Annotated in this window: 23 protein-coding genes; 14 read left to right on the top strand and 9 right to left on the bottom strand. The window is 69.9% G+C overall.

Going from position 1 to position 18,313, the window contains the following annotated elements:
- On the top strand, positions 1-425 hold a 425-nt coding region (locus tag BO64_RS02875; RefSeq protein WP_496401746.1), incomplete at its 5' end, for a hypothetical protein.
- A gap of 92 nt (positions 426-517) precedes the next feature.
- On the opposite strand, the gene BO64_RS02870 is transcribed toward BO64_RS02875, so the two are convergent.
- On the bottom strand, positions 518-2,236 hold the full coding sequence (locus BO64_RS02870) for a hypothetical protein (RefSeq protein ID WP_496401766.1): 1,719 nt from the start codon (positions 2,234-2,236) through the stop codon (positions 518-520).
- Between the two features lie 167 nt (positions 2,237-2,403).
- On the opposite strand from BO64_RS02870, the gene chvI reads away from it, so the two are divergent.
- Genes chvI through BO64_RS02845 form a run of 5 tightly spaced genes read left to right on the top strand, consistent with a single transcriptional unit; the run spans position 2,404 to position 5,877 of the window.
- Positions 2,404-3,114, top strand: a complete 711-nt coding sequence (gene chvI / locus BO64_RS02865) for a two-component response regulator ChvI (protein ID WP_496401765.1) — start codon at positions 2,404-2,406, stop codon at positions 3,112-3,114.
- The gene (gene chvG / locus BO64_RS02860) at positions 3,083-4,699 is read left to right on the top strand and encodes a two-component sensor histidine kinase ChvG (protein WP_496401764.1); all 1,617 of its coding nucleotides are present in this window, start codon (positions 3,083-3,085) and stop codon (positions 4,697-4,699) included. The genes chvI and chvG overlap by 32 nt, the downstream gene beginning before the upstream one ends.
- Entirely contained in the window at positions 4,696-5,130 is a 435-nt protein-coding gene (locus BO64_RS02855; RefSeq protein ID WP_496401763.1) for an HPr kinase/phosphorylase, read from the top strand. The genes chvG and BO64_RS02855 overlap by 4 nt, the downstream gene beginning before the upstream one ends.
- Positions 5,131-5,189: 59 nt before the next feature.
- Positions 5,190-5,594 (top strand): PTS sugar transporter subunit IIA, encoded by a 405-nt coding sequence (locus BO64_RS02850; RefSeq protein ID WP_496401762.1) that lies wholly within the window; start codon positions 5,190-5,192, stop codon positions 5,592-5,594.
- Position 5,595: 1 nt separating this feature from the next.
- Positions 5,596-5,877, top strand: a complete 282-nt coding sequence (locus BO64_RS02845; protein ID WP_496401767.1) for an HPr family phosphocarrier protein — start codon at positions 5,596-5,598, stop codon at positions 5,875-5,877.
- On the opposite strand, the gene BO64_RS02840 is transcribed toward BO64_RS02845, so the two are convergent.
- The gene (locus BO64_RS02840; RefSeq protein ID WP_496401761.1) at positions 5,878-6,639 is read right to left on the bottom strand and encodes an ABC transporter permease; all 762 of its coding nucleotides are present in this window, start codon (positions 6,637-6,639) and stop codon (positions 5,878-5,880) included.
- Complete coding sequence (locus BO64_RS02835; RefSeq protein ID WP_496401760.1) at positions 6,636-7,562, bottom strand: ABC transporter ATP-binding protein; 927 nt, start codon at positions 7,560-7,562, stop codon at positions 6,636-6,638. Before BO64_RS02835 ends, BO64_RS02840 begins: the two co-directional genes overlap by 4 nt.
- 331 nt (positions 7,563-7,893) lie before the next feature.
- On the opposite strand from BO64_RS02835, the gene BO64_RS02830 reads away from it, so the two are divergent.
- The 5 genes from BO64_RS02830 to BO64_RS02810 all read left to right on the top strand — a co-directional run bounded on the left by BO64_RS02830 (position 7,894) and on the right by BO64_RS02810 (position 12,332).
- Positions 7,894-8,475, top strand: coding sequence for a CYTH domain-containing protein (locus BO64_RS02830; protein ID WP_496401759.1), 582 nt, complete (start codon positions 7,894-7,896; stop codon positions 8,473-8,475).
- A 97-nt stretch (positions 8,476-8,572) separates the two neighbouring features.
- Positions 8,573-9,964 carry an adenosylhomocysteinase gene (gene ahcY, locus BO64_RS02825; RefSeq protein WP_496401758.1) on the top strand — a complete coding sequence of 464 codons (1,392 nt, stop codon included), beginning with the start codon at positions 8,573-8,575 and terminating at the stop codon, positions 9,962-9,964.
- A 57-nt stretch (positions 9,965-10,021) separates the two neighbouring features.
- Positions 10,022-10,888, top strand: coding sequence for a PfkB family carbohydrate kinase (locus BO64_RS02820; protein WP_496401757.1), 867 nt, complete (start codon positions 10,022-10,024; stop codon positions 10,886-10,888).
- A gap of 38 nt (positions 10,889-10,926) precedes the next feature.
- The gene (locus tag BO64_RS02815; protein WP_496401756.1) at positions 10,927-11,208 is read left to right on the top strand and encodes an acylphosphatase; all 282 of its coding nucleotides are present in this window, start codon (positions 10,927-10,929) and stop codon (positions 11,206-11,208) included.
- Positions 11,208-12,332, top strand: coding sequence for a serine hydrolase domain-containing protein (locus BO64_RS02810; protein ID WP_496401755.1), 1,125 nt, complete (start codon positions 11,208-11,210; stop codon positions 12,330-12,332). Before BO64_RS02815 ends, BO64_RS02810 begins: the two co-directional genes overlap by 1 nt.
- 4 nt (positions 12,333-12,336) lie before the next feature.
- On the opposite strand, the gene BO64_RS02805 is transcribed toward BO64_RS02810, so the two are convergent.
- Entirely contained in the window at positions 12,337-12,726 is a 390-nt protein-coding gene (locus tag BO64_RS02805) for a hypothetical protein (RefSeq protein WP_496401754.1), read from the bottom strand.
- Positions 12,727-12,810: 84 nt separating this feature from the next.
- Between BO64_RS02805 and BO64_RS02800 the strand changes: the two genes are divergently transcribed.
- The gene (locus tag BO64_RS02800; RefSeq protein ID WP_496401753.1) at positions 12,811-13,584 is read left to right on the top strand and encodes an SDR family NAD(P)-dependent oxidoreductase; all 774 of its coding nucleotides are present in this window, start codon (positions 12,811-12,813) and stop codon (positions 13,582-13,584) included.
- A gap of 4 nt (positions 13,585-13,588) precedes the next feature.
- Here BO64_RS02800 and gloA read toward each other — a convergent pair whose 3' ends face one another.
- Complete coding sequence (gloA, locus tag BO64_RS02795) at positions 13,589-14,089, bottom strand: lactoylglutathione lyase (protein WP_496401752.1); 501 nt, start codon at positions 14,087-14,089, stop codon at positions 13,589-13,591.
- 75 nt (positions 14,090-14,164) lie between these two features.
- On the opposite strand from gloA, the gene BO64_RS02790 reads away from it, so the two are divergent.
- Positions 14,165-14,680, top strand: a complete 516-nt coding sequence (locus BO64_RS02790) for a GNAT family N-acetyltransferase (protein WP_496401751.1) — start codon at positions 14,165-14,167, stop codon at positions 14,678-14,680.
- A 7-nt stretch (positions 14,681-14,687) separates the two neighbouring features.
- Here the strand turns inward: BO64_RS02790 and BO64_RS02785 are convergent, their stop codons facing one another.
- From BO64_RS02785 to BO64_RS02775, 3 genes are all read right to left on the bottom strand, one after another.
- Complete coding sequence (locus BO64_RS02785; RefSeq protein WP_496401750.1) at positions 14,688-15,089, bottom strand: response regulator; 402 nt, start codon at positions 15,087-15,089, stop codon at positions 14,688-14,690.
- Between the two features lie 143 nt (positions 15,090-15,232).
- The gene (gene rarD / locus BO64_RS02780) at positions 15,233-16,171 is read right to left on the bottom strand and encodes an EamA family transporter RarD (RefSeq protein WP_496401749.1); all 939 of its coding nucleotides are present in this window, start codon (positions 16,169-16,171) and stop codon (positions 15,233-15,235) included.
- A 2-nt stretch (positions 16,172-16,173) separates the two neighbouring features.
- Complete coding sequence (locus BO64_RS02775) at positions 16,174-17,205, bottom strand: aspartate-semialdehyde dehydrogenase (protein ID WP_496401748.1); 1,032 nt, start codon at positions 17,203-17,205, stop codon at positions 16,174-16,176.
- Positions 17,206-17,415: 210 nt separating this feature from the next.
- Between BO64_RS02775 and BO64_RS02770 the strand changes: the two genes are divergently transcribed.
- Positions 17,416-17,796, top strand: coding sequence for a PaaI family thioesterase (locus BO64_RS02770; RefSeq protein WP_496401747.1), 381 nt, complete (start codon positions 17,416-17,418; stop codon positions 17,794-17,796).
- A gap of 92 nt (positions 17,797-17,888) precedes the next feature.
- On the opposite strand, the gene BO64_RS02765 is transcribed toward BO64_RS02770, so the two are convergent.
- Positions 17,889-18,313, bottom strand: a 425-nt coding sequence (locus tag BO64_RS02765; protein ID WP_496401746.1) for a hypothetical protein, incomplete at its 5' end; no start/stop codon positions are given.

Genomic DNA, 18,313 nt, shown 5'->3' with positions numbered 1-18,313 from the left:
TCGCCAAGGCCCTCGAAGGGACCGGCCGCTCCATCCGCCTCACCTACGCCCTGCGCGTGAAGATCCGGAAGGACGTCCGCGCCCTCCAGCGCGAGGAAGCCCGCATCGCCGAGGACGCCCGCGACCGCGCCAGCGCCCGCCACTGGGACGCCGTGCGCAGCCGCGTCGAGACCCTCGTCTGGAACGAGATCGACTGGGAGACCGAGGACGAGGACGACTTCGCCGACCGCCTCGAGCATCTCATGGACCTCGAGGCCCTCGACCCCGACTTCCGCGCCCTTCCCCTCGAAGCCCAGGCCGACCGCCTCATCCAGAAGCTCGGCTTCAGCCGGCCCCCGGGCCGCCCCGGGCCTTCGGCGGCCATGGCCCCACCGCCCGGCGGGGACCGCCCCCAGGCCAGTGCCCCCGCCCCAGCGCCCCCTTAAGGGCGCGCGCTCCCTTCCCGCCGCACATCACCCCCTCAGCCGCTGTCGCGACAACTCCCCCCACAGGGGGAGCATACAGGCCTGCGCGTCGCTCAGGCGGCGAGGCCGGCCTGCTGGATGAGCTCGCGCATGGCGTCCACCTGCTCGGGGGTGCGGGCCAGTTCCGCGCGGGTGTCGTCCCGGCGGACGAGCTTCATCGCCTCCACCTTGGCCCGGCTGGCGGCGGGGCCCAGGGGCGCGGTCTCGCCGGCGGCGAGCTTCAGGAGCAGGGTCAGGCGCTGCACGGCCGGGACGTTGCCGGCCCTGGCGAGCTGGGCGGTCATCCGCGCCTCGTCCTCGATCATGCCGCCGATCACCCCGAGCCGGGTCTGCACCGGCTCGGCGTCCTCGGGGGCGAGGCCGCAGCGGCCCACCGCCCGCTGCAGGTCGGCGAGCCGGGCGAGCCGGGCGGCGGCGGTCTCCTCCCCCAGCTTCCGCATCTCCTTCTCGAAGCGCAGGGCGCCCGTCACCGCCCGCAGCCAGCGGCCGGCCTGGCGCTTGTTGGCGGCGCCCACCACGTTCTCGGCCAGCCAGATCAGGGCCTCCACCTCCTCGGCGGCGGTCCGGCCCTGACCGAGGTAGGCCTCTACGAAGTCGCCGGTGACCAGCATCCGCGAGCGGTGGGAGAAGGCCAGGGTCACGTCCTCCAGCGGCAGCAGCTTGCCCGCCGCGGTGGTCAGGGCCATGGCCAGGGCCCGCAGCATCCCGATCTCGGCCGCGGCGTCGCCAGGCTTCAGCCGCCGGGGCCCGTTCAGCTCGCGCAGGATGCGCTTGCCGAGAGCGATGCGGACCCGCACGAAGTCCTCGCCCGCCAGCCAGCGCGCCAGCCGCTGGGCGACGGGGGAGAGCTCGGGCATGACCCGGGCCACCTGCGGCTCCATTCGCATGAGGGCCTCGACGGCGTCGTGGGCGGCGAGGCGGGTGAGGGCGGCGAGTTCGTCCCCGAGGTCGAGGCCCTTGCCGAGCACGTCGCCGAGCCCCGGCTTGGATTCCAGGATCTCGGCCAGGGGCTGCTCCAGGGTGGCGAAGGCCAGGGCCCGGGCGGCGGGCGCGCGCGGGGCGGCGTCGGCCAGGTCCAGGAGCCGCAGCACCTTGTCCGACCAGGAGACGGCCGGGGCGATGGAGGCGGCCACCCCTGCGCCGAGGAGATAGGTCCGCTCGGGGTCCCGGGCCACGCGCTCGGCCGCCGCGGCGAAGCCTTCCTTGTCCACGTCGGGCAGCACGCCCTTGCTGTGGTCCTTGAGCAGCCGCTCGATGGCGCGCTCGGCCAGGGCCTGGAACGCCCGCATCAGCTCATGCACCGACATGGCCCGGGCCTGGGCCTCGGGTACGGCGATCTTCTGGATGGCGTGCTGCAGGTCGGTGCCGGAGGCCTCCAGCTTCTCCACCAGGTCGGGCCGGTGCAGCAGCTCGAAGGGGGTGGCCCTGTGACGTTCGAGCCAGCCGTCCAGCAGCCGGCCGATCCGCTCCCGGGCATGCAGAGTGTAGAGGTCCTGGGGGGTGACGCAGAGGGGTTGGAGGTCGGCCCTGGGCTTGGACTTGCGCGGCGGCTCCACAGCGCCCAGCTTCAGGATGGCGACCGACTGAAACTCCCCGGTTTCCTCGTCCAGGGTCTCCTTGGTCACCTTCACGGCGGCGACCCGGCCCGAGGCGTAGAGGTCCTCGGCGGCTTCGACGGCGGCGGTGCGGTTCTCGGTCGCTAGGTCCAGCGACCAGGGCGCGCCGGGAGTCCTCCGGACGTACACCTCGAAATGCACCCTGAATCCATCCATGCCAGCATCCCCCCGGACATTCGCACGTTCACCGAACAAGCTTAAAAGCGCGTTGACTTCGACGACGACCTGCCCGGACCGGCGGCGCGGCCCCATTGAGGCCACGCTTCCCCCCGAATAGCCTTCTCTCAACTTCCGATAACTCCGACCGGAGACCTCAAGACCACATGGCCAAGATCACCCTGGTCGACGACGACGAGAACATCGTCACCTCCGTCAGCCTGGCTCTCGAAAGCCACGGCCACGCCGTGAAGGCCTATTACGACGGAGCGTCCGGCCTGGCGGCCCTCGAGAACGACCCGCCGGACCTCGCCATCCTCGACGTGAAGATGCCGCGCATGGACGGCATGGAGGTGCTGCGCCGCCTGCGCCGCACCTCGGACATCCCGGTCATCATCCTCACCTCCAAGGACGAGGAGATCGACGAGATTCTGGGGTTCAACCTCGGCGCCGACGACTACGTCCACAAGCCGTTCAGCCAGCGCCTGCTGATCGAGCGGGTGAAGGCGGTGCTGCGCCGCGCCGGCCGGGGCGAGGACGACCCGGTGGCGGGTCCGGCGGTCGCCGCCGACTCCCGCGCCATCAAGCGCGGCAAGCTGACCCTCGATCCTGCCCGCCACGACTGCCTGTGGGACGGCAAGCCGGTGAAGCTCACCGTCACCGAATTCCTGCTGCTGCAGTCCCTCGCCCAGCGCCCGGGCTTCGTGAAGAGCCGCGACAATCTGATGGACGCGGCCTACGAGGACCAAGTCTATGTCGACGACCGGACGATCGACAGCCACATCAAGCGCATGCGGAAGAAGTTCCGCGAGGTGGACCCTGAGTTCGACGCGATCGAAACCCTTTATGGCGTCGGCTACCGCTACCGGGAAAGCTGAGCGGCGCCGCTCGCCCGCGAGGTCCCGGGGCAAACCGTCGAGGTTCCGCTGGCTGCCGGGCTCCAAGCTCGGCCGGCTGATTCTGGCGCTGAACCTCCTGGGCCTGGCGATCCTGATCGTCGGGGCCCTGGTGCTGAACGAGTACCGGCAGGGGCTGGTGCGGGCCCGGATCGACAGCCTCTCGGCCCAGGGCGAACTGATCGCCGACATCATCAACCGCGCCGCCACGGTGGGCGAGCCCGAGCCGCAGATGGACGCGGCCCTGGCCACCGAGATCATGCAGACCTTCCGCAGCCCCGAGACGCAGCGGGCCCGGCTGTTCGACCAGGAGGGCCGCCTGGTGGCCGACACCGACCTCGTGGCCGATCGGGTGGAGTGGAAGCTGCTGCCGCCCGCCCGCTCGCGGGAGGAGGGCGGCGTGCGCCTCGACCTCATCCCGCACAGGCGCGCCCCCACCGCCGCCGATGCGGAGAAGGCCCTCGCCGACGAGGTGAGGCTGGCGCTCTCCGGCCGTCAGTGGGCGGGCATGCGGCGCGGCCCGGACGGCGACCGGGTGGTGTCGGTGTCGATCCCGATCCGTCACGTGCAGGCGGTGCTGGGGGTGATCACCCTCGAGGCCAGCGACGTGGACGAGATCATCGCCAGCGAGCGGGCGGCCCTGATCCCGTTCATCCTCATCGCCATCGCCGTGACCTCGGCCTCGTCGATCCTGCTGAACAGCCTGGTGGCCCAGCCGGTGAACCGCCTGGCCCGCGCCGCCGACAGCGTGCGCCTCTCCCGGGCCCGGGCCATCTCCCTGCCCGACCTCGCCCGCCGGGACGACGAGATCGGCGGCCTGACCCGCAGCCTGGAGGACATGACCCACGTGCTGTCCGAGCGCATGGACGCCATCGAGGCCTTCGCCGCCGATGTCGCCCACGAGATCCGCAATCCCCTGACCTCCATGCGCTCGGCGGTGGAGACCCTCGACCTGGTGACGGACCCCGCGGCGCGCGATCGCCTGCTCGGCATCCTCAAGAACGACGTCCAGCGCCTCGACCGGCTGGTCACCGACATCTCCAACGCCTCGCGCCTGGACGCCGAACTGTCGCGGGATCAGCCCAAGATGGTCGACCTCGGGCGGCTGACCGGCGAGATCGTCGCCCTCTACCAGGCCACGGCCAAGCCCGGCGACGTGCGGGTGCGGCTCGACATCGCCCCGGGCGCCGAGCCCGTCCGGGTGCTGGGCCGGGAGGGGCCGCTCAGCCAGATCTTCCGCAACCTCATCGACAACGCCCGCTCGTTCAGCCCGCCCGGCGACGAGGTGACGGTGGCCCTGGGGCGCGGCCAGGGCCGGGTGGTGGCGACGGTCTCGGACAACGGCCCCGGCATCCCGCCCGAGAACCTGGAGACCATTTTTGAGCGCTTCTACACCTCGCGGCCCAAGGGGGCGGCCTTCGGCGGCAACTCGGGCCTGGGCCTCTCCATCGCCCGCCAGATCGCCGAGGCCCACGGCGGGACCCTGCGGGCCACCAACCGCACGGGCGAGGACGGAACCGTGACTGGCGCGGTGTTCATCCTCACCCTGCCGGAGCCGCCGCTGTGATCCGCCACGCCGGCCTCATCGCCCAGCGCATCGCCGGCCGCTGGCTGGGCGTGCTGATCGAGGGCCCCTCGGGCGCCGGCAAGAGCGATCTGGCGCTGCGGGCGCTCGGCCAGGGCTTCCGGCTCGTGGCCGACGACCGGGTGGTGGTGTGGGTCTCTGGCGGGCGCCTGTTCGGCCGGGCCCCGAACGCGCTGCACGGCCTCATCGAGGTGCGGGGCCTGGACGTGGTGCCGACGGACGCCCTGCCGCTCTGCGAGATCGGCCTTCTCGTGCGCCTGGGAACCCCCGAGCGCATTCCGGAGCCTAAGACCGTGGACATCCTGGGCGTGAACCTTCCGGCGATCACCACTCCCGCGTTCGAAGAATCCGGGCCTGCGAAACTCGGTCGCGCGCTCTGGCGCTTTGACGCGGCGCACAACAGGCGTATTTAGCTCCGCTCGCGCCCGGCGAAGGCGCCATCGGGTTGGGGATACCCTTTGGAACACAAGGCATGATCGGGCTCGTGATCGTCACCCACGGGCGTTTGGCGGAGGAATTTATCTTCGCCATGGAACACGTGGTCGGTCCCCAGGCCGCCGTCGAGGCCATCTGCATCGGGCCGGATGACGACATGGAGCGCCGCCGCAAGGACATTCTCGACGCCTGCGGGCGGGTGAACGGCGGATCGGGCGTGATCCTGCTCACCGACATGTTCGGCGGCACCCCCTCGAACCTCGCCATTTCGGTGATGGAGCAGACCCAGGCCGAGGTGATCGCCGGCCTCAACCTGCCGATGCTGATCAAGCTCGCCAGCGTCCGCGCCCGCTACAGCCTGGAAGACTCGGTTGCAGCGGCGCAGGAAGCCGGGCGAAAATACATCTCCGTCGCGTCCTACGTCCTGGCCGGAGAGAAGTGAGCTGAGCGAAACCGTCGCCGCCCGAACCGTCGAGATCGTCAACAAGCGGGGGCTGCACGCCCGCGCGTCAGCGAAGTTCGTCAAGATGGCGGCTGGCTTCGACGCCGAGGTCCGCGTCTCCAAGGACGGCCAGACCGTCGACGCCCGCTCGATCATGGGCCTGATGATGCTGGCCGCCGCCCCCGGCTGCTGCATCGAGATCGAGGCCGAGGGCCCCGACGCCGAGGCCGCGGTGACGGCCCTCGCCGAGCTGGTCGCCGCCCGTTTCGACGAGGACGAGTAGCTAGGCCTTCAGCCGCCAGCCGGTCTTGAAGATCCAGCTCACCGCCGCCAGGCACAGGGCCAGGAAGCCCAGGGTGGCCATCAGGCTCACGCCCACGCTCACGTCCGAGATGCCGTAGAAGGCCCAGCGGAAGCCGCTGACGAGATAGACCACCGGATTGATCAGGGCGACGTTGCGCCAGAACTCCGGCAGCATGTCGATCGAATAGAAGCTGCCGCCCAGGAAGGTGAGCGGCGTCACCACCAGGATCGGGATGATCGACAGCTTCTCCCAGCCGTCCGCCCAGATGCCGGTCAAGAAGCCGAACAGGCTGAAGGTGGCCGAGGTCAGCACCAGAAAGGCCAGCATCACGAACGGATGGGCGATGGAGAAGTCCACGAACAGCCGCGCGGTGGCGAGGATCACCAGCCCAAGGACCACCGACTTGGTGGCGGCCGCGCCCACATAGCCCAGCACCACCTCCACCGTGGAGACCGGCGCCGAGAGCAGCTCGTAGATGGTCCCCGCGAACTTGGGCATGTAGATGCCGAACGAGCCGTTGGAGATGCTCTCGGTGAGGATCGAGAGCATGATCAGGCCGGGGATGATGAAGGCGCCGTAGCTGACCCCGTCGATCTCGGGCATCCGGCGGCCGATGGCGGCGCCGAACACGATGAAATAGAGCGAGGTGGTGATCACGGGCGCCGCGAGGCTCTGGACGATGGTCCGGAACCAGCGGTGCATCTCGAACTGGTAGATGGCCTTCACGGCATGGACGTTCATGCGCGGTCCCTCACCAGGTTCACGAAGATTTCCTCCAGCGAGCTCTCCTGCGTGCGCAGGTCTTTGAAGTCGACGCCCAGTTCGGTGAGGCGGCGGATAAGCTCGGCGATACCCGTGCGGTCGGCCTGGGCGTCGAAGGTATAGACGAGCTCGGCGCCCTCGGCGGCTAGTTCCAGCGGGTAGCCCTCCAGGCCTGCCGGCACCGCCTGCAGAGGCTCCTGCAGGTGCAGGGTCAGCTGCTTCTTGCCGAGCTTGCGCATGAGGACGTCCTTGTCCTCCACGAGGATCAGCTCGCCCTTGCGGATGACGCCGATGCGGTCGGCCATCTCCTCGGCTTCTTCGATGTAGTGGGTGGTGAGGATGATGGTGACGCCCTGCTCGCGCAGGCCGCGGACCATCTCCCACATGTCCCGGCGCAGCTCCACATCGACCCCGGCGGTGGGCTCGTCGAGGAAGAGGATCGTGGGCTCGTGGGACAGGGCCTTGGCGATCATCACCCGCCGCTTCATGCCCCCGGAGAGGGACATGATCTTGGCGTCCTTCTTGTCCCAGAGGCTCAGGTCCTTCAGCACCTTCTCCAGCAGCGCATCGTTCGGCGGCTTGCCGAACAGGCCGCGACTGAACTTCACGGTCGCCCAGACCGTCTCGAAGGCGTCCGTGGAAAGCTCCTGGGGCACCAGGCCGATCTTGGTGCGGGCGGCGCGGTAATCCTTGTGGATGTCGTGGCCGTCGGCGATCACCTGTCCGCCACTGGCGCGCACCAAGCCGCAGATGATGCCGATGAGCGTGGTCTTGCCGGCCCCGTTCGGACCCAGGAGGGCGAAGATCTCGCCCCGGCGGATGTCGAGGTTCACACCCTTCAGCGCCTGATGGCCCGAGGCGTAGGTCTTCGACAGACCTCTGACTGAGATGATCGGATCCAAGCTCCCCTCCGGAGTTCCCCAGATAGGGGCCGAATGTCCGCCCGGCTAGGTCACGGTAGGCGCGGATGTTGATGAACAGCCCCACGCACCGTTCGGCCTCGTCGCGAACCTTGGCCTCGGTCATCTCGCGGATGCGGGCTTCGAGCCGCTCCCGTTCGTCGGGGCTCATCGCCCGGACATCGTCTTCGGTCAGTCTAGCGCGTCGAGCATCCGCCGCGCGCAGCGGGGTCGACAGCACAGGCGTCAGAAGGCAGGACTCGCGGATCATGCGAGAGCCATCCGGAGCGGCGCCGAGCGGCGTGCCTTCTGAGGCCAGCAAGCTGGAGACGCCATGGGCGGGGGCCACGAGATAGAGCTGAAGTTCCTGTGCGCGCCCGCGGATCTGGACGCCATCCTCGCCGCAGCTCCGCCGGGCGAGGACGCGGTGCGCGAGTTGAACGCGGTCTATTTCGATACCCCCGAGGGAGCCTTGGACGCCCAGGCGGCTTCGTTCCGGGTGCGCCAGGAGGGCGAACGGCGCGTCCAGACCCTCAAGAAGGGCAAGGGACTCGCCCGCGAGGAACACGAGATCGAGCTGTCGGAGGCCGAGCCCGGACCGGATCTTTCCATGCCCGCCCTGCGCGCCCTCCTGTCCGAGGCGGAGCTTGCGCGTCTAGCTCCGGTCTCGGAGACCCGGGTCGTCCGGCGTCAGAGGCTGGTTCGGCACGAAGGCGCGGAAATCGAGATCGCCGCCGACCTGGGCGAGGTGCGGTCCGCCGGACGTGCAGCGTCAATCAGCGAGCTGGAGCTGGAGCTGAGGTCGGGTCCCGAGGCCGCGCTGCATGCCCTGGCCGAGGTCCTGCGCCGCATCGCCCCCCTGACGCCCTCGGCGGTCAGCAAGGCCGCCCGAGGCCGCGCTCTGCGTCAGAGCTGAGCTGGCGAGGACATAAAGACTTCTTTATGCGATCATTGCGCCGGGTAGGTGCGGGGGCTATAGAGCCCACATAGACCTTCCCCCCTTTGAGGACGCCATGACCGACTACGTCGTGAAGGACATTTCGCTCGCCGACTGGGGCCGCAAGGAGATCGAGATCGCCGAGACCGAAATGCCCGGGCTCATGGCGGTGCGCGCCGAGTATGCGAAAGCCCAGCCCCTCAAGGGCGCGCGGATCGCCGGCTCGCTGCACATGACGATCCAGACCGCGGTGCTGATCGAGACCCTGCAGGCCCTGGGCGCCGAGGTGCGCTGGGCCTCGTGCAACATCTTCTCCACCCAGGACCATGCGGCGGCCGCGGTCGCGTCCCGCGGCACCCCGGTGTTCGCCGTGAAGGGCGAGACCCTGGTCGAGTACTGGGAATACGCCCACCGCATCTTCGAGTGGGCCGACGGCGGCTATCCGAACCTGATCCTGGACGACGGCGGCGACGCCACCCTCCTGTGCGTCCTCGGCCCCAAGGCCGAGAAGGACCCCTCCATCCTCGACAAGCCGACCAACGAGGAAGAGGAAGCGCTCTACACGGTGATGAAGCGCTACCTGAAGGAGAAGCCGGGCTTCTATTCGGCCATCCGCGCGACCATCAAGGGCGTCTCCGAGGAGACCACCACGGGCGTCCACCGCCTCTACCAGATGGCCGAGCGCGGCGAGCTGCCCTTCCCGGCCATCAACGTCAACGACAGCGTCACCAAGTCGAAGTTCGACAATCTCTACGGCTGCCGCGAAAGCCTCGTGGATGGCATCCGCCGGGCGACCGACGTGATGCTGGCCGGCAAGGTGGCGGTGGTCTGCGGCTACGGCGACGTGGGCAAGGGCTCGGCCGCCTCGCTGCGCAACGGCGGCGCCCGGGTGGTGGTCACCGAGATCGACCCGATCTGCGCCCTGCAGGCGGCGATGGAGGGCTATGAAGTCCTGACCATGGACGACGTGGTCGAGAAGGCGGACATCTTCGTCACGGCCACGGGCAACAAGGACGTCATCACCGTCGACCACATGCGGCGGATGAAGAACAACGCCATCGTCTGCAACATCGGCCACTTCGATTCCGAGATCCAGATCGGGGCCCTGCGCAACTACAAGTGGGACAAGATCAAGGATCAGGTCCACCACGTGGAGTTCCCGGACGGCAAGAAGATCATCGTGCTGTCGGAAGGCCGTCTGGTGAACCTGGGCAACGCCACGGGTCACCCCAGCTTCGTGATGAGCGCCTCGTTCACCAACCAGACCCTGGCGCAGATCGAGCTGTGGACCAACGGCGAGAAGTACGAGACCAAGGTCTACACCCTGCCCAAGCACCTCGATGAGAAGGTTGCCTATCTCCACCTCGAGAAGCTGGGTGCGAAGCTCACCAAGCTCAGCAAGGAACAGGCCGACTACATCGGTGTGGGCGTGGAAGGTCCGTTCAAGCCCGACCACTACCGCTACTAATCGGTAGACGCCGTCATGGGATGAGAGGCCGCGGATGTCGGTAAGACCCGATAAGGCATGGCCGAGCTAAGCTTGGCCATGCCCCTGGCCCTCATCCTTTCGTCCTTCGTGGCGGCTAGCCGGATCGGCGGCGGAGCCCAGCAATATGTCCTGGCCGCCCACAGGATCGATCCGGTCCTCGCCCCCACGGTGATGTTCGGCCGCAGCCCCGCCAAGGGGGGCGTGGGCGAGGTCACGGCGCCGCAGGTGCTGGCCCAGATGCTGGCCGATATCGAGGCGGACGCCGTCTTCGGGCTGGTGGACCTCGTGCTCACCGGACACTTTTCCCTTCCCGAGCAGGTCGACATCGCCGCCGGCGTGCTGGAGCGCGTGCGCGCCGCGAACCGGGGGCAGGCCTACGCCGACCGGCCAGTGGTGGTGGTCGATCCGGTTATGGGCGATACGCCGAAGGGCCTCTATGTGAAGCCCGAGGTGGCCGAGCGGGTGGCGAGCCGGCTGGTGCCCCTGGCGGACTGGATCACCCCGAACATCTGGGAGTTGTGGCGCCTGTCCGGCCGACCGACCGACAGCCTGGCCGAGACCGTGGCCGCCGCTCGGGCCCTGGGACGCCCGGCCCTGGTGACCTCGGTGCCGGCCGCCAACGGCGAGATCGGCCTGCTGTACGTCACGGCTGAGGCCGCAACCCTCTTCACCCATCCTCGCGTGGAGAACCTGCCCAACGGCACCGGCGACCTCGTGGCCGCCAGCTTTGGCGCGGGCCTGGCGGAGGGCCTGGCGCCTGAGGCCGCCGCCCTTCGCGCCGCCCAGGCCGCAGCCGAGACGGTGCAGGCGACCCTGGAGTGGCGCGCCTCCGAACTGCCCATCGTGGCGCTGGCCGACAGGCTGGTGAATCCGCGGGCGACCGTGCACGTCCGACGCCTGTAGCGGTTGATTTCGCCGTCATGCGGGGGCATGCCGCGGACATGGCTGAGACGGCCGCCGTCTTACGGATCGAAGGGCGCGTGCAGGGCGTGGGCTACCGCTGGTGGGCGGTGGCGCAGGCCCGGGCTCTGGGCCTGCGCGGCTGGGTCCGCAATCGACGCGATGGCTGGGTGGAGCTCCTCGCCATCGGCGACCGCGGCGCGGTGGACGAGCTTGAGCGCGCCTGCGCCGAGGGGCCGGAGGCGGCGCGGGTGACGGGGGTGACGCGCACGGACGGCCAGGACGACGGCAGCGCAGGATTCACGGAGAAGGCGACGGTCTGATGGTGGAGATTTCCGGTTTCGCGCCGCCGCGGTTCGCCGCCGTGAAGGACGCCTTCGCCGCCAACTTCGAGGCGGGCGAGGAGCTGGGCGCCCGCTTCACCCTGGTGCAGGACGGCGAGGTGGTGCTGGACCTGTGGGCCGGCCATGCGGACCGCAAGCGCACGCGCCCGTTCGACGAGCACACGCTCACCTGCATCTTCTCGACCACCAAAGCCCTGGCCGCCCTGCTGGTGGCCCGGGCGGTGGACGCCGGCAAGCTCGACTACGGCCGGCCGCTGGCCGAGGTCTGGCCCGAGTTCGCCCAGGCCGGCAAGGGCGCCATCACCCTGGAGCAGGCGCTATCGCACCAGGCCGGCCTGTCGGGCTTCCTGGAGCCCATGGAGCCCAGCCTGTGGGCCGACTGGGACGCCATCGTTGAGAAGCTGGCGGCGCTGGCGCCCATGTGGCCGCCCGGCACGGCCAGCGGCTACCATCCCATCACCTACGGCTATCTGGCCGGCGAGGCCTTCCGCCGGGTGGACGGCCGGATGATGGGCGACGCCCTGCGCGAAGATTTCCACGAACCCTTCGGCCTCGACCTGTGGATCGGCCTGCCGGAAAGCGAGTTCGGCCGGCTGGCCGAGCTGCAGCGCCCGAACGCCCTGCCGCAGTTCGGCGAGGTCAATGACCCCACCCGCGCAGCCTTCCTCTCACCCTGGTCCTCGGTGGCGGGCATCCCGGCGTCCGTGTGGCGCCAGACCCAGGTTCCCTCGGCCAACGGCTACGCCACGGCCCATTCCCTGGCCCGGCTGATGGGCGCCTTGGCGAACGATGGCTGGCTGGACGGCGAGCAGATTCTCTCGCCGGCCCTGATCGCCGAGATAGCGCGCGAGCGCATCCGCGGCCAGGACCTCGTCCTGCCTTTCGAAATGAGCTGGGGCGCGGGCGTCATGCGCAATGCGCCGAACCATCCGTGGGGCCCGGGCGAGCAGACCTTCGGCCATTCCGGCTGGGGCGGCAGCTGCGGCTTCGCCGATCCTGAGCGCCGGCTGGGCGGGGCCTATGTGATGAACAAGCAGGGCACGGCCCTGATGGGCGACCTGCGGCCCCGCCGCCTGATCGAGGCGGCCTACACGGCGCTCTAGCCGATCAGTCCTCGGCCCCGTCCACCGCCCGGGCCACCAGGTCGCGCCAAGTGGGATCGGTGTCGTCCACCAGGTCCACGTCCTCCAGCAGAGCCACGGCGCCCTCCCCGTCGGGCAGGATCAGGCCGAGGACTTCCATCGTCTCGCCCTCGGCGTTCACATGGGCCTCCGCCTGCACGGCCACGGCCGCCTGTTCGCCGTCGTCTTCCCACCAGATCACCGGCTGCGGCAGCTCCATCTCCAACGGCCTTGGATCGAGGGTGTCGCCCAGCGCGAAGACCGCCGCCCGGGCCTGGACGTCCTCCAGGGTCGCCACCCGGCCGGTGAAGGCCTTGAGCCGGGTCCAGTCATCGACGTCGTAGCCGCCGCCGTCCTCGTCGTCGCGCTGGTCCATGGCGGGTCTCTTTCTGCTGGCCGTCCGCCACGTCATCTGCCCCAGCCTGCCGGGAAAGAACAGCACAGAGAGAGGAGCGCCCCGGTGGACTACGCCCTTCCCAACATCTCCCATGATCTCTCGGGCCAGACGGCCCTGGTGACGGGCGCCTCGTCGGGGCTCGGCCGGCGGTTCGCCAGGGTGCTGGCCGCCTGCGGGGCGAAGGTGGCGGTAGCCGCCCGCCGCGCCGACCGGCTCGAGGGCTTGGTGGCGGAGATCGCCGCCGCCGGAGGTCGCGCGGCCCCCGTGGTGGTGGACGTGGCCCGGGCCGAGGACCTGGCCGGGGGGGTGGACGCGGCCGAGGCGGCCCTGGGGCCGGTGACCATCCTGGTGAACAACGCCGGCATTCCCGACGCCCAGCGGGCGCACAAGATGCCCCTGGACCTCATCGACCGGGTGCTGGGCGTGAACGTCCGCGCCCCGTTCGTCCTGAGCTGCGAGGTGGCCCGCCGCCTGATCGCCGCCGAGCGGCCCGGCCGGATCGTCAACATCGCTTCGGCGGCGGCCTACAACTACGCCGGCAACGGCGCGGCGCTGTATTCGGTGAGCAAGGCCGCCGTGGTGCGGATGACCGAGACCCTGGCCGTGGAATGGGCCCGGTTCGGCATCAATGTAAACGCCATCGCCCCGGGCGCCTTCCGCTCGGAGATGCTGGACGGGATGCTGGAGAGGATGGGCGACATATCCCAGCACATGCCCCGCAAGCGGATCGGCGACCCCGCCCAGCTCGATTCCACCCTGCTCTACCTCGTCTCCCCCGCCTCGGACGCGGTGACGGGGACCTGCATCCGCGTGGACGACGGCCAGGGCAGCCGCTGAGCCGTCAGGTGAGCAGCGCCGCCATGCCGTTCGGCGACAGGATCTCGATCCAGTAGCCGTCGGGGTCCTTGATGAACGCTAGGCCCTTCATGCGTCCGTCGTCGGGGCGCTTCACGAAGGGCACGCCCAGGCGTTCGAAGCGCTCGCAGGCGGCGTAGACGTCGGGGACGCTGACGCCCAGGTGGCCGAAGCCGCGCGGCTCGGCGTTGCCGTCGTGATAGCCGGCGAAGTCGGGATCGGACTCGGTGCCCCAGTTGTGGGTCAGCTCCAGGGTCGTCTCGCGCGAGAAGGTGAAGCGGGCCCGTTCGGCCGGGTCTTCGGGAACGGCCTCGCCTTCGGCGAGCAGGGCCAGGAAGTAGAGCGAAAACCTGGCCTCGGGGAAGTCGAGCTTCTGGATGAGGGTGAAGCCGAGGACGTCCTCGTAGAAGCGGACGGAGGCCTGCGGATCGCGGATCCGCAGCATGGTCTGATTGAGCCGGTAGCCGGCGGTGGCAGGGTCGCGCATGGGCCGGACTTAGGCCTTCGGCGGCTCCGCGTCGAGCGGTGCGACGGCCCGAACCGCCGTGCTAAAGGCGCGCCCATGAGTATCGACGCCCCGCGTTTCCGCCCCGCCGTCGCCGACGACACGCCCGCCCTTCATCGCCTGATCGAGAGCGCCTACCGGGGCGACAGCGCCCGGGCCGGCTGGACGCACGAAGCCGACCTGCTGACCACGCCCCGGACCAGCGCCGAGGAGCTGACCGCAGCCATCGCCGACCCCCGTGAGACGATCCTCCTGGCGTTCGACGGCGGCGACCTGGCGGGCTGCGTGCGGGTGAGCCGGCTGGCGGACGATCGGGCCTACTTCGGCATGCTGACCGTGGACCCTCGGCGCCAGGCCGGCGGGCTTGGCCGGGCGCTCATCACCGCCGCCGAAACCTGGGCGACCGAGCACTGGGGCGCCCGGATCATGGAGCTGTCGGTGGTCTCGGTGCGGGCCGAGCTGATCGCCTATTACGAGCGCCGCGGCTACCGGCGCACCGGCGAGACCCGGCCGTTCCCCGAAAAGGTCGAGCCGCCCCTGGTGCTGGCGGTGATGGAGAAGCCGCTGGCCTGAGGCGGCCTCAGGCCGCCGCCGCCCAGGCGCGCGCAAACCCCAGGCGCGCCATGCAGGCGTGCATGTCCTGCACCAGCATCGGCTTGGGCACGAAGTCGGTGAACCCCTGGGCGAGATAGGCTTCGGCGCTGTTGGAGATCAGGTCGGCCGAGATGGCGACCACCGGCAGGTCGCGGGTCTCCGGCATGGCCCGGATGGCCGCCAGGAGGCCGAAGCCGTCGAGGCCCGGCATGCGGATGTCGGTCACCACCAGGTCCACCCGGCTTTCGCACAGGTGGGCCAGGGCCTCGGCCCCCGAGGCCGCGGTGAAGGTGGTGATCCCCGCGGACTCCAGCATCAGCTCCAGCACGAGGCGGTTGGCCTCGTTGTCGTCGACGACCAGAGCGATGGGTTTGTCTGCGGTCCTCACGGCGGTCTCCGGGCCGCCTGTGCGCGGCCTTTTGGGGAGCGGGCTTTTGCGCCGTTTGGTCGCAGGACCACAAACGTCGCCTTACCCATGTTGGGGATATCACCCCCTTTCTGCGGCGCTCTGTCGCAGGCGGGGTGCTGCGGTTATTCGGCCGGCTGGGCTTCGACCGCGGCCGTGGCGGCGGCGAGCCGGCGGCTTCGCCGCCAGGCGCCGTAGGCGAAGGTGGCCGCCCCGCCCCAGATGAACGCGAACGACAGCGCCCTGAGGGCGGTGAAATGCTCGCCCTGGAGGATGCCGAAGCCGAAGCTGATGGTGGGGGAGATGAACTGCAGGAAGCCCATGGCCGACAGCGGTACGCGCCGGGCCGCCCAGGCGAACAACACCAGGGGCACGGCGGTGATCGGCCCGGAGGCCACCAGCCAGGCCGTGGCCGCCACGCTGTCGGTGAAGTGGCCGACGCCCCGGCTCTCGAGCCAGGCGATGAAGGCGAGGCTGGGCAGGCCCAGCAGCAGGCATTCCACCAGAAGCCCAGTCTGGGCGTCGGCGGTCACCTGCTTGCGGACCACGCCGTAGCCGCCGAAGCTGACGGCCAGGACCAGGGACACCCAGGGCAGGTGGCCGAGGGCCGCCGCCTGGATCGCCACCCCGACCAGGGCGAGGCCGATGGCCGTCTTGCCGACGCCGTCGATCCGCTCGCGGAACAGCAGCGCCCCGGCGGCCATGTTGACCAGCGGATTGATGTAGTAGCCGAGGCTGGTCTCCAGCAGGCGGCCGCTGTTGACCGCCCAGATGAAGACCACCCAGTTGAGGCCGATCAGCAGGGCCGACAGCGCCAGCCAGGCCAGCACCGTGGGCTTGCGCAGCACGGCAGCCACCTGCCGGGTCTGGCCCGCCAGCAGGACGAAGAGGGCGGCGGCCGGGATGCTCCAGACGATGCGCTGGGCGAGGATTTCCCACGGCCCCACGCCGAGCCGGCCGATGGCCTGGAAGGCCAGCGGCACGAAGCCCCACATCAGGTAGCAGACGATCCCGGCCGTCAGCGCCAGGCGACCTTCGTCGCCCGGCGCCGCCGTCCGACCCATGGCTACGCCAGCGCCTTCTGGCGAAGCTTGCCGCGCTCGTGGAGCAGCTGGGCGATCTGCACCGCGTTCAGGGCCGCGCCCTTCCGCAGGTTGTCGGCCACCACCCACATGGACAGGCCGTTCTCGACGGTCGGGTCCTTGCGGATGCGGCTCACATAGACCGGGAACTCGCCCTGGGCTTCCTTCGGGGTGATGTAGCCGGTGGGATCGCGCTTATCGATCACCACCAAGCCAGGCGCCTCGCGCAGGATCTCGCGGGCCTCGTCCTCGTCGAGGGGCTCCTCGAACTCGATGTTCACCGCCTCGGAGTGGCCGACCATCACCGGCACGCGCACGCAGGTGACCGTCAGCTTGATGGCCGGGTCGATCATCTTGTGCGTCTCGTTCCACATCTTGGCCTCCTCGTCGGTGAAGCCGTCGTCGCGGAAGGACCCGATGAAGGGGATCACGTTGAACGCGATCTGCTTGGGGAACTTCTTGGGCTCGCGGGCGCCCAGGACGAAGACGTCCTTGGTCTGGTCCCACAGCTCGTCCATGCCTTCCTTGCCGGCGCCCGAGACCGACTGGTAGGTCGCCACCACCACGCGCTTGATCTTCGCCCGGTCGTGCAGCGGCTTCAGGGCCACCACCAGCTGGGCGGTGGAGCAGTTGGGATTGGCGATGATGTTCTTGCGGTCGGCCCACTCCACGTCGTCCGGATTCACCTCCGGCACGATCAGGGGCACGTCGGGGTCCATCCGCCAGGCCGAGGAGTTGTCGATGACGATGGGGCCGGCGGCGCCCATCTTCGGCGCCCACTCCTTGGAGAAGGAGCCCGACACGCTCATCAGCACCACGTCCACCTTGGAGAAGTCGAACTGTTCGACGTCCTCGCAGGCGATGTTCTGGTCGCCGAAGGACACGAGCTGGCCGATGGATTTGCGCGAGGCGATGGCGTGAATTTTCTCCACGGGGAATTTGACTTCCTCGAGGATGTTCAGCATCTCGCGGCCCACGTTGCCCGTGGCGCCGACCACGGCGACCCGGTAACCCATCGCTACTCTCCAATAGACAGCCCGAACGACTTCGGGGCGCGTCCCGTTACGCCCTGCGTCTGGCGGACGCAAGGCAGCGATCCTCATTCGGTCATCAGATAGGCTCGCCCGGCCCCGCTGCAATTCGACCCATGACCTTCGAGGTAATGGCGCCGCTGCGGCCGGGGGGCGAAAGACCGGACAAAGGACCGGACGAGGGAGGACCAGCACATGAGCACCGGCATGCCGTTTTCGGACCTGATGGGGGTGGAGATCGTCACGCGCTCGCCGGAGCGGGTGACGGGCCGTCTTGTGGTCCGCGAGGACCTGTGCACGGCCGGCGGCATCCTGCACGGCGGCGCGATCATGGCCTTCGCCGACGCCCTCGGCGCCGTGGGGGCGTCGCTGAACCTTCCCGCCGGCGCGCGCACCACGACCCTGGAGAGCAAGACCAACTTCCTGCGCCCGGCCCCGGCGGGCGCGACGGTGACCGGCGAGGCCCAGCCCCTCCACCTCGGCCGCCGCTCCAGTGTCTGGCAGACGCGCATCACCACCGAGGACGGCAAGCTCGTCGCCCTCGTCACCCAGACCCAGATGACGCTCGCCGCCTGAGCGACGCGCAGGCCTGTATGCTCCCCCTGTGGGGGGAGTTGTCGCGACAGCGGCTGAGGGGGTGATGTGCGGCGGGAAGGGAGCGCGCGCCCTTAAGGGGGCGCTGGGGCGGGGGCACTGGCCTGGGGGCGGTCCCCGCCGGGCGGTGGGGCCATGGCCGCCGAAGGCCCGGGGCGGCCCGGGGGCCGGCTGAAGCCGAGCTTCTGGATGAGGCGGTCGGCCTGGGCTTCGAGGGGAAGGGCGCGGAAGTCGGGGTCGAGGGCCTCGAGGTCCATGAGATGTTCGAGGCGGTCGGCGAAGTCGTCCTCGTCCTCGGTCTCCCAGTCGATCTCGTTCCAGACGAGGGTCTCGACGCGGCTGCGCACGGCGTCCCAGTGGCGGGCGCTGGCGCGGTCGCGGGCGTCCTCGGCGATGCGGGCTTCCTCGCGCTGGAGGGCGCGGACGTCCTTCCGGATCTTCACGCGCAGGGCGTAGGTGAGGCGGATGGAGCGGCCGGTCCCTTCGAGGGCCTTGGCGA

This window comes from Phenylobacterium composti DSM 19425 (genome assembly GCF_059568645.1).
Note: the sequence above shows the minus strand (reverse complement) of the source record. Positions and strands in the feature narration are given on the sequence as shown.

Coding starts and splice junctions, on each gene's coding strand:
- BO64_RS02850 (WP_496401762.1), top strand. CDS start 5,190: ATGATCGGGCTCGTGATCGTCACCCACGGGCGTTTGGCGGAGGAATTT.
- gloA (WP_496401752.1), bottom strand. CDS start 14,089: ATGCGCGACCCTGCCACCGCCGGCTACCGGCTCAATCAGACCATGCTG.
- BO64_RS02830 (WP_496401759.1), top strand. CDS start 7,894: ATGGGCGGGGGCCACGAGATAGAGCTGAAGTTCCTGTGCGCGCCCGCG.
- BO64_RS02810 (WP_496401755.1), top strand. CDS start 11,208: ATGGTGGAGATTTCCGGTTTCGCGCCGCCGCGGTTCGCCGCCGTGAAG.
- BO64_RS02820 (WP_496401757.1), top strand. CDS start 10,022: ATGGCCGAGCTAAGCTTGGCCATGCCCCTGGCCCTCATCCTTTCGTCC.
- chvI (WP_496401765.1), top strand. CDS start 2,404: ATGGCCAAGATCACCCTGGTCGACGACGACGAGAACATCGTCACCTCC.
- BO64_RS02815 (WP_496401756.1), top strand. CDS start 10,927: ATGGCTGAGACGGCCGCCGTCTTACGGATCGAAGGGCGCGTGCAGGGC.
- BO64_RS02805 (WP_496401754.1), bottom strand. CDS start 12,726: ATGGACCAGCGCGACGACGAGGACGGCGGCGGCTACGACGTCGATGAC.
- chvG (WP_496401764.1), top strand. CDS start 3,083: ATGGCGTCGGCTACCGCTACCGGGAAAGCTGAGCGGCGCCGCTCGCCC.
- BO64_RS02870 (WP_496401766.1), bottom strand. CDS start 2,236: ATGGATGGATTCAGGGTGCATTTCGAGGTGTACGTCCGGAGGACTCCC.
- ahcY (WP_496401758.1), top strand. CDS start 8,573: ATGACCGACTACGTCGTGAAGGACATTTCGCTCGCCGACTGGGGCCGC.
- rarD (WP_496401749.1), bottom strand. CDS start 16,171: ATGGGTCGGACGGCGGCGCCGGGCGACGAAGGTCGCCTGGCGCTGACG.
- BO64_RS02840 (WP_496401761.1), bottom strand. CDS start 6,639: ATGAACGTCCATGCCGTGAAGGCCATCTACCAGTTCGAGATGCACCGC.
- BO64_RS02775 (WP_496401748.1), bottom strand. CDS start 17,205: ATGGGTTACCGGGTCGCCGTGGTCGGCGCCACGGGCAACGTGGGCCGC.
- BO64_RS02790 (WP_496401751.1), top strand. CDS start 14,165: ATGAGTATCGACGCCCCGCGTTTCCGCCCCGCCGTCGCCGACGACACG.
- BO64_RS02770 (WP_496401747.1), top strand. CDS start 17,416: ATGAGCACCGGCATGCCGTTTTCGGACCTGATGGGGGTGGAGATCGTC.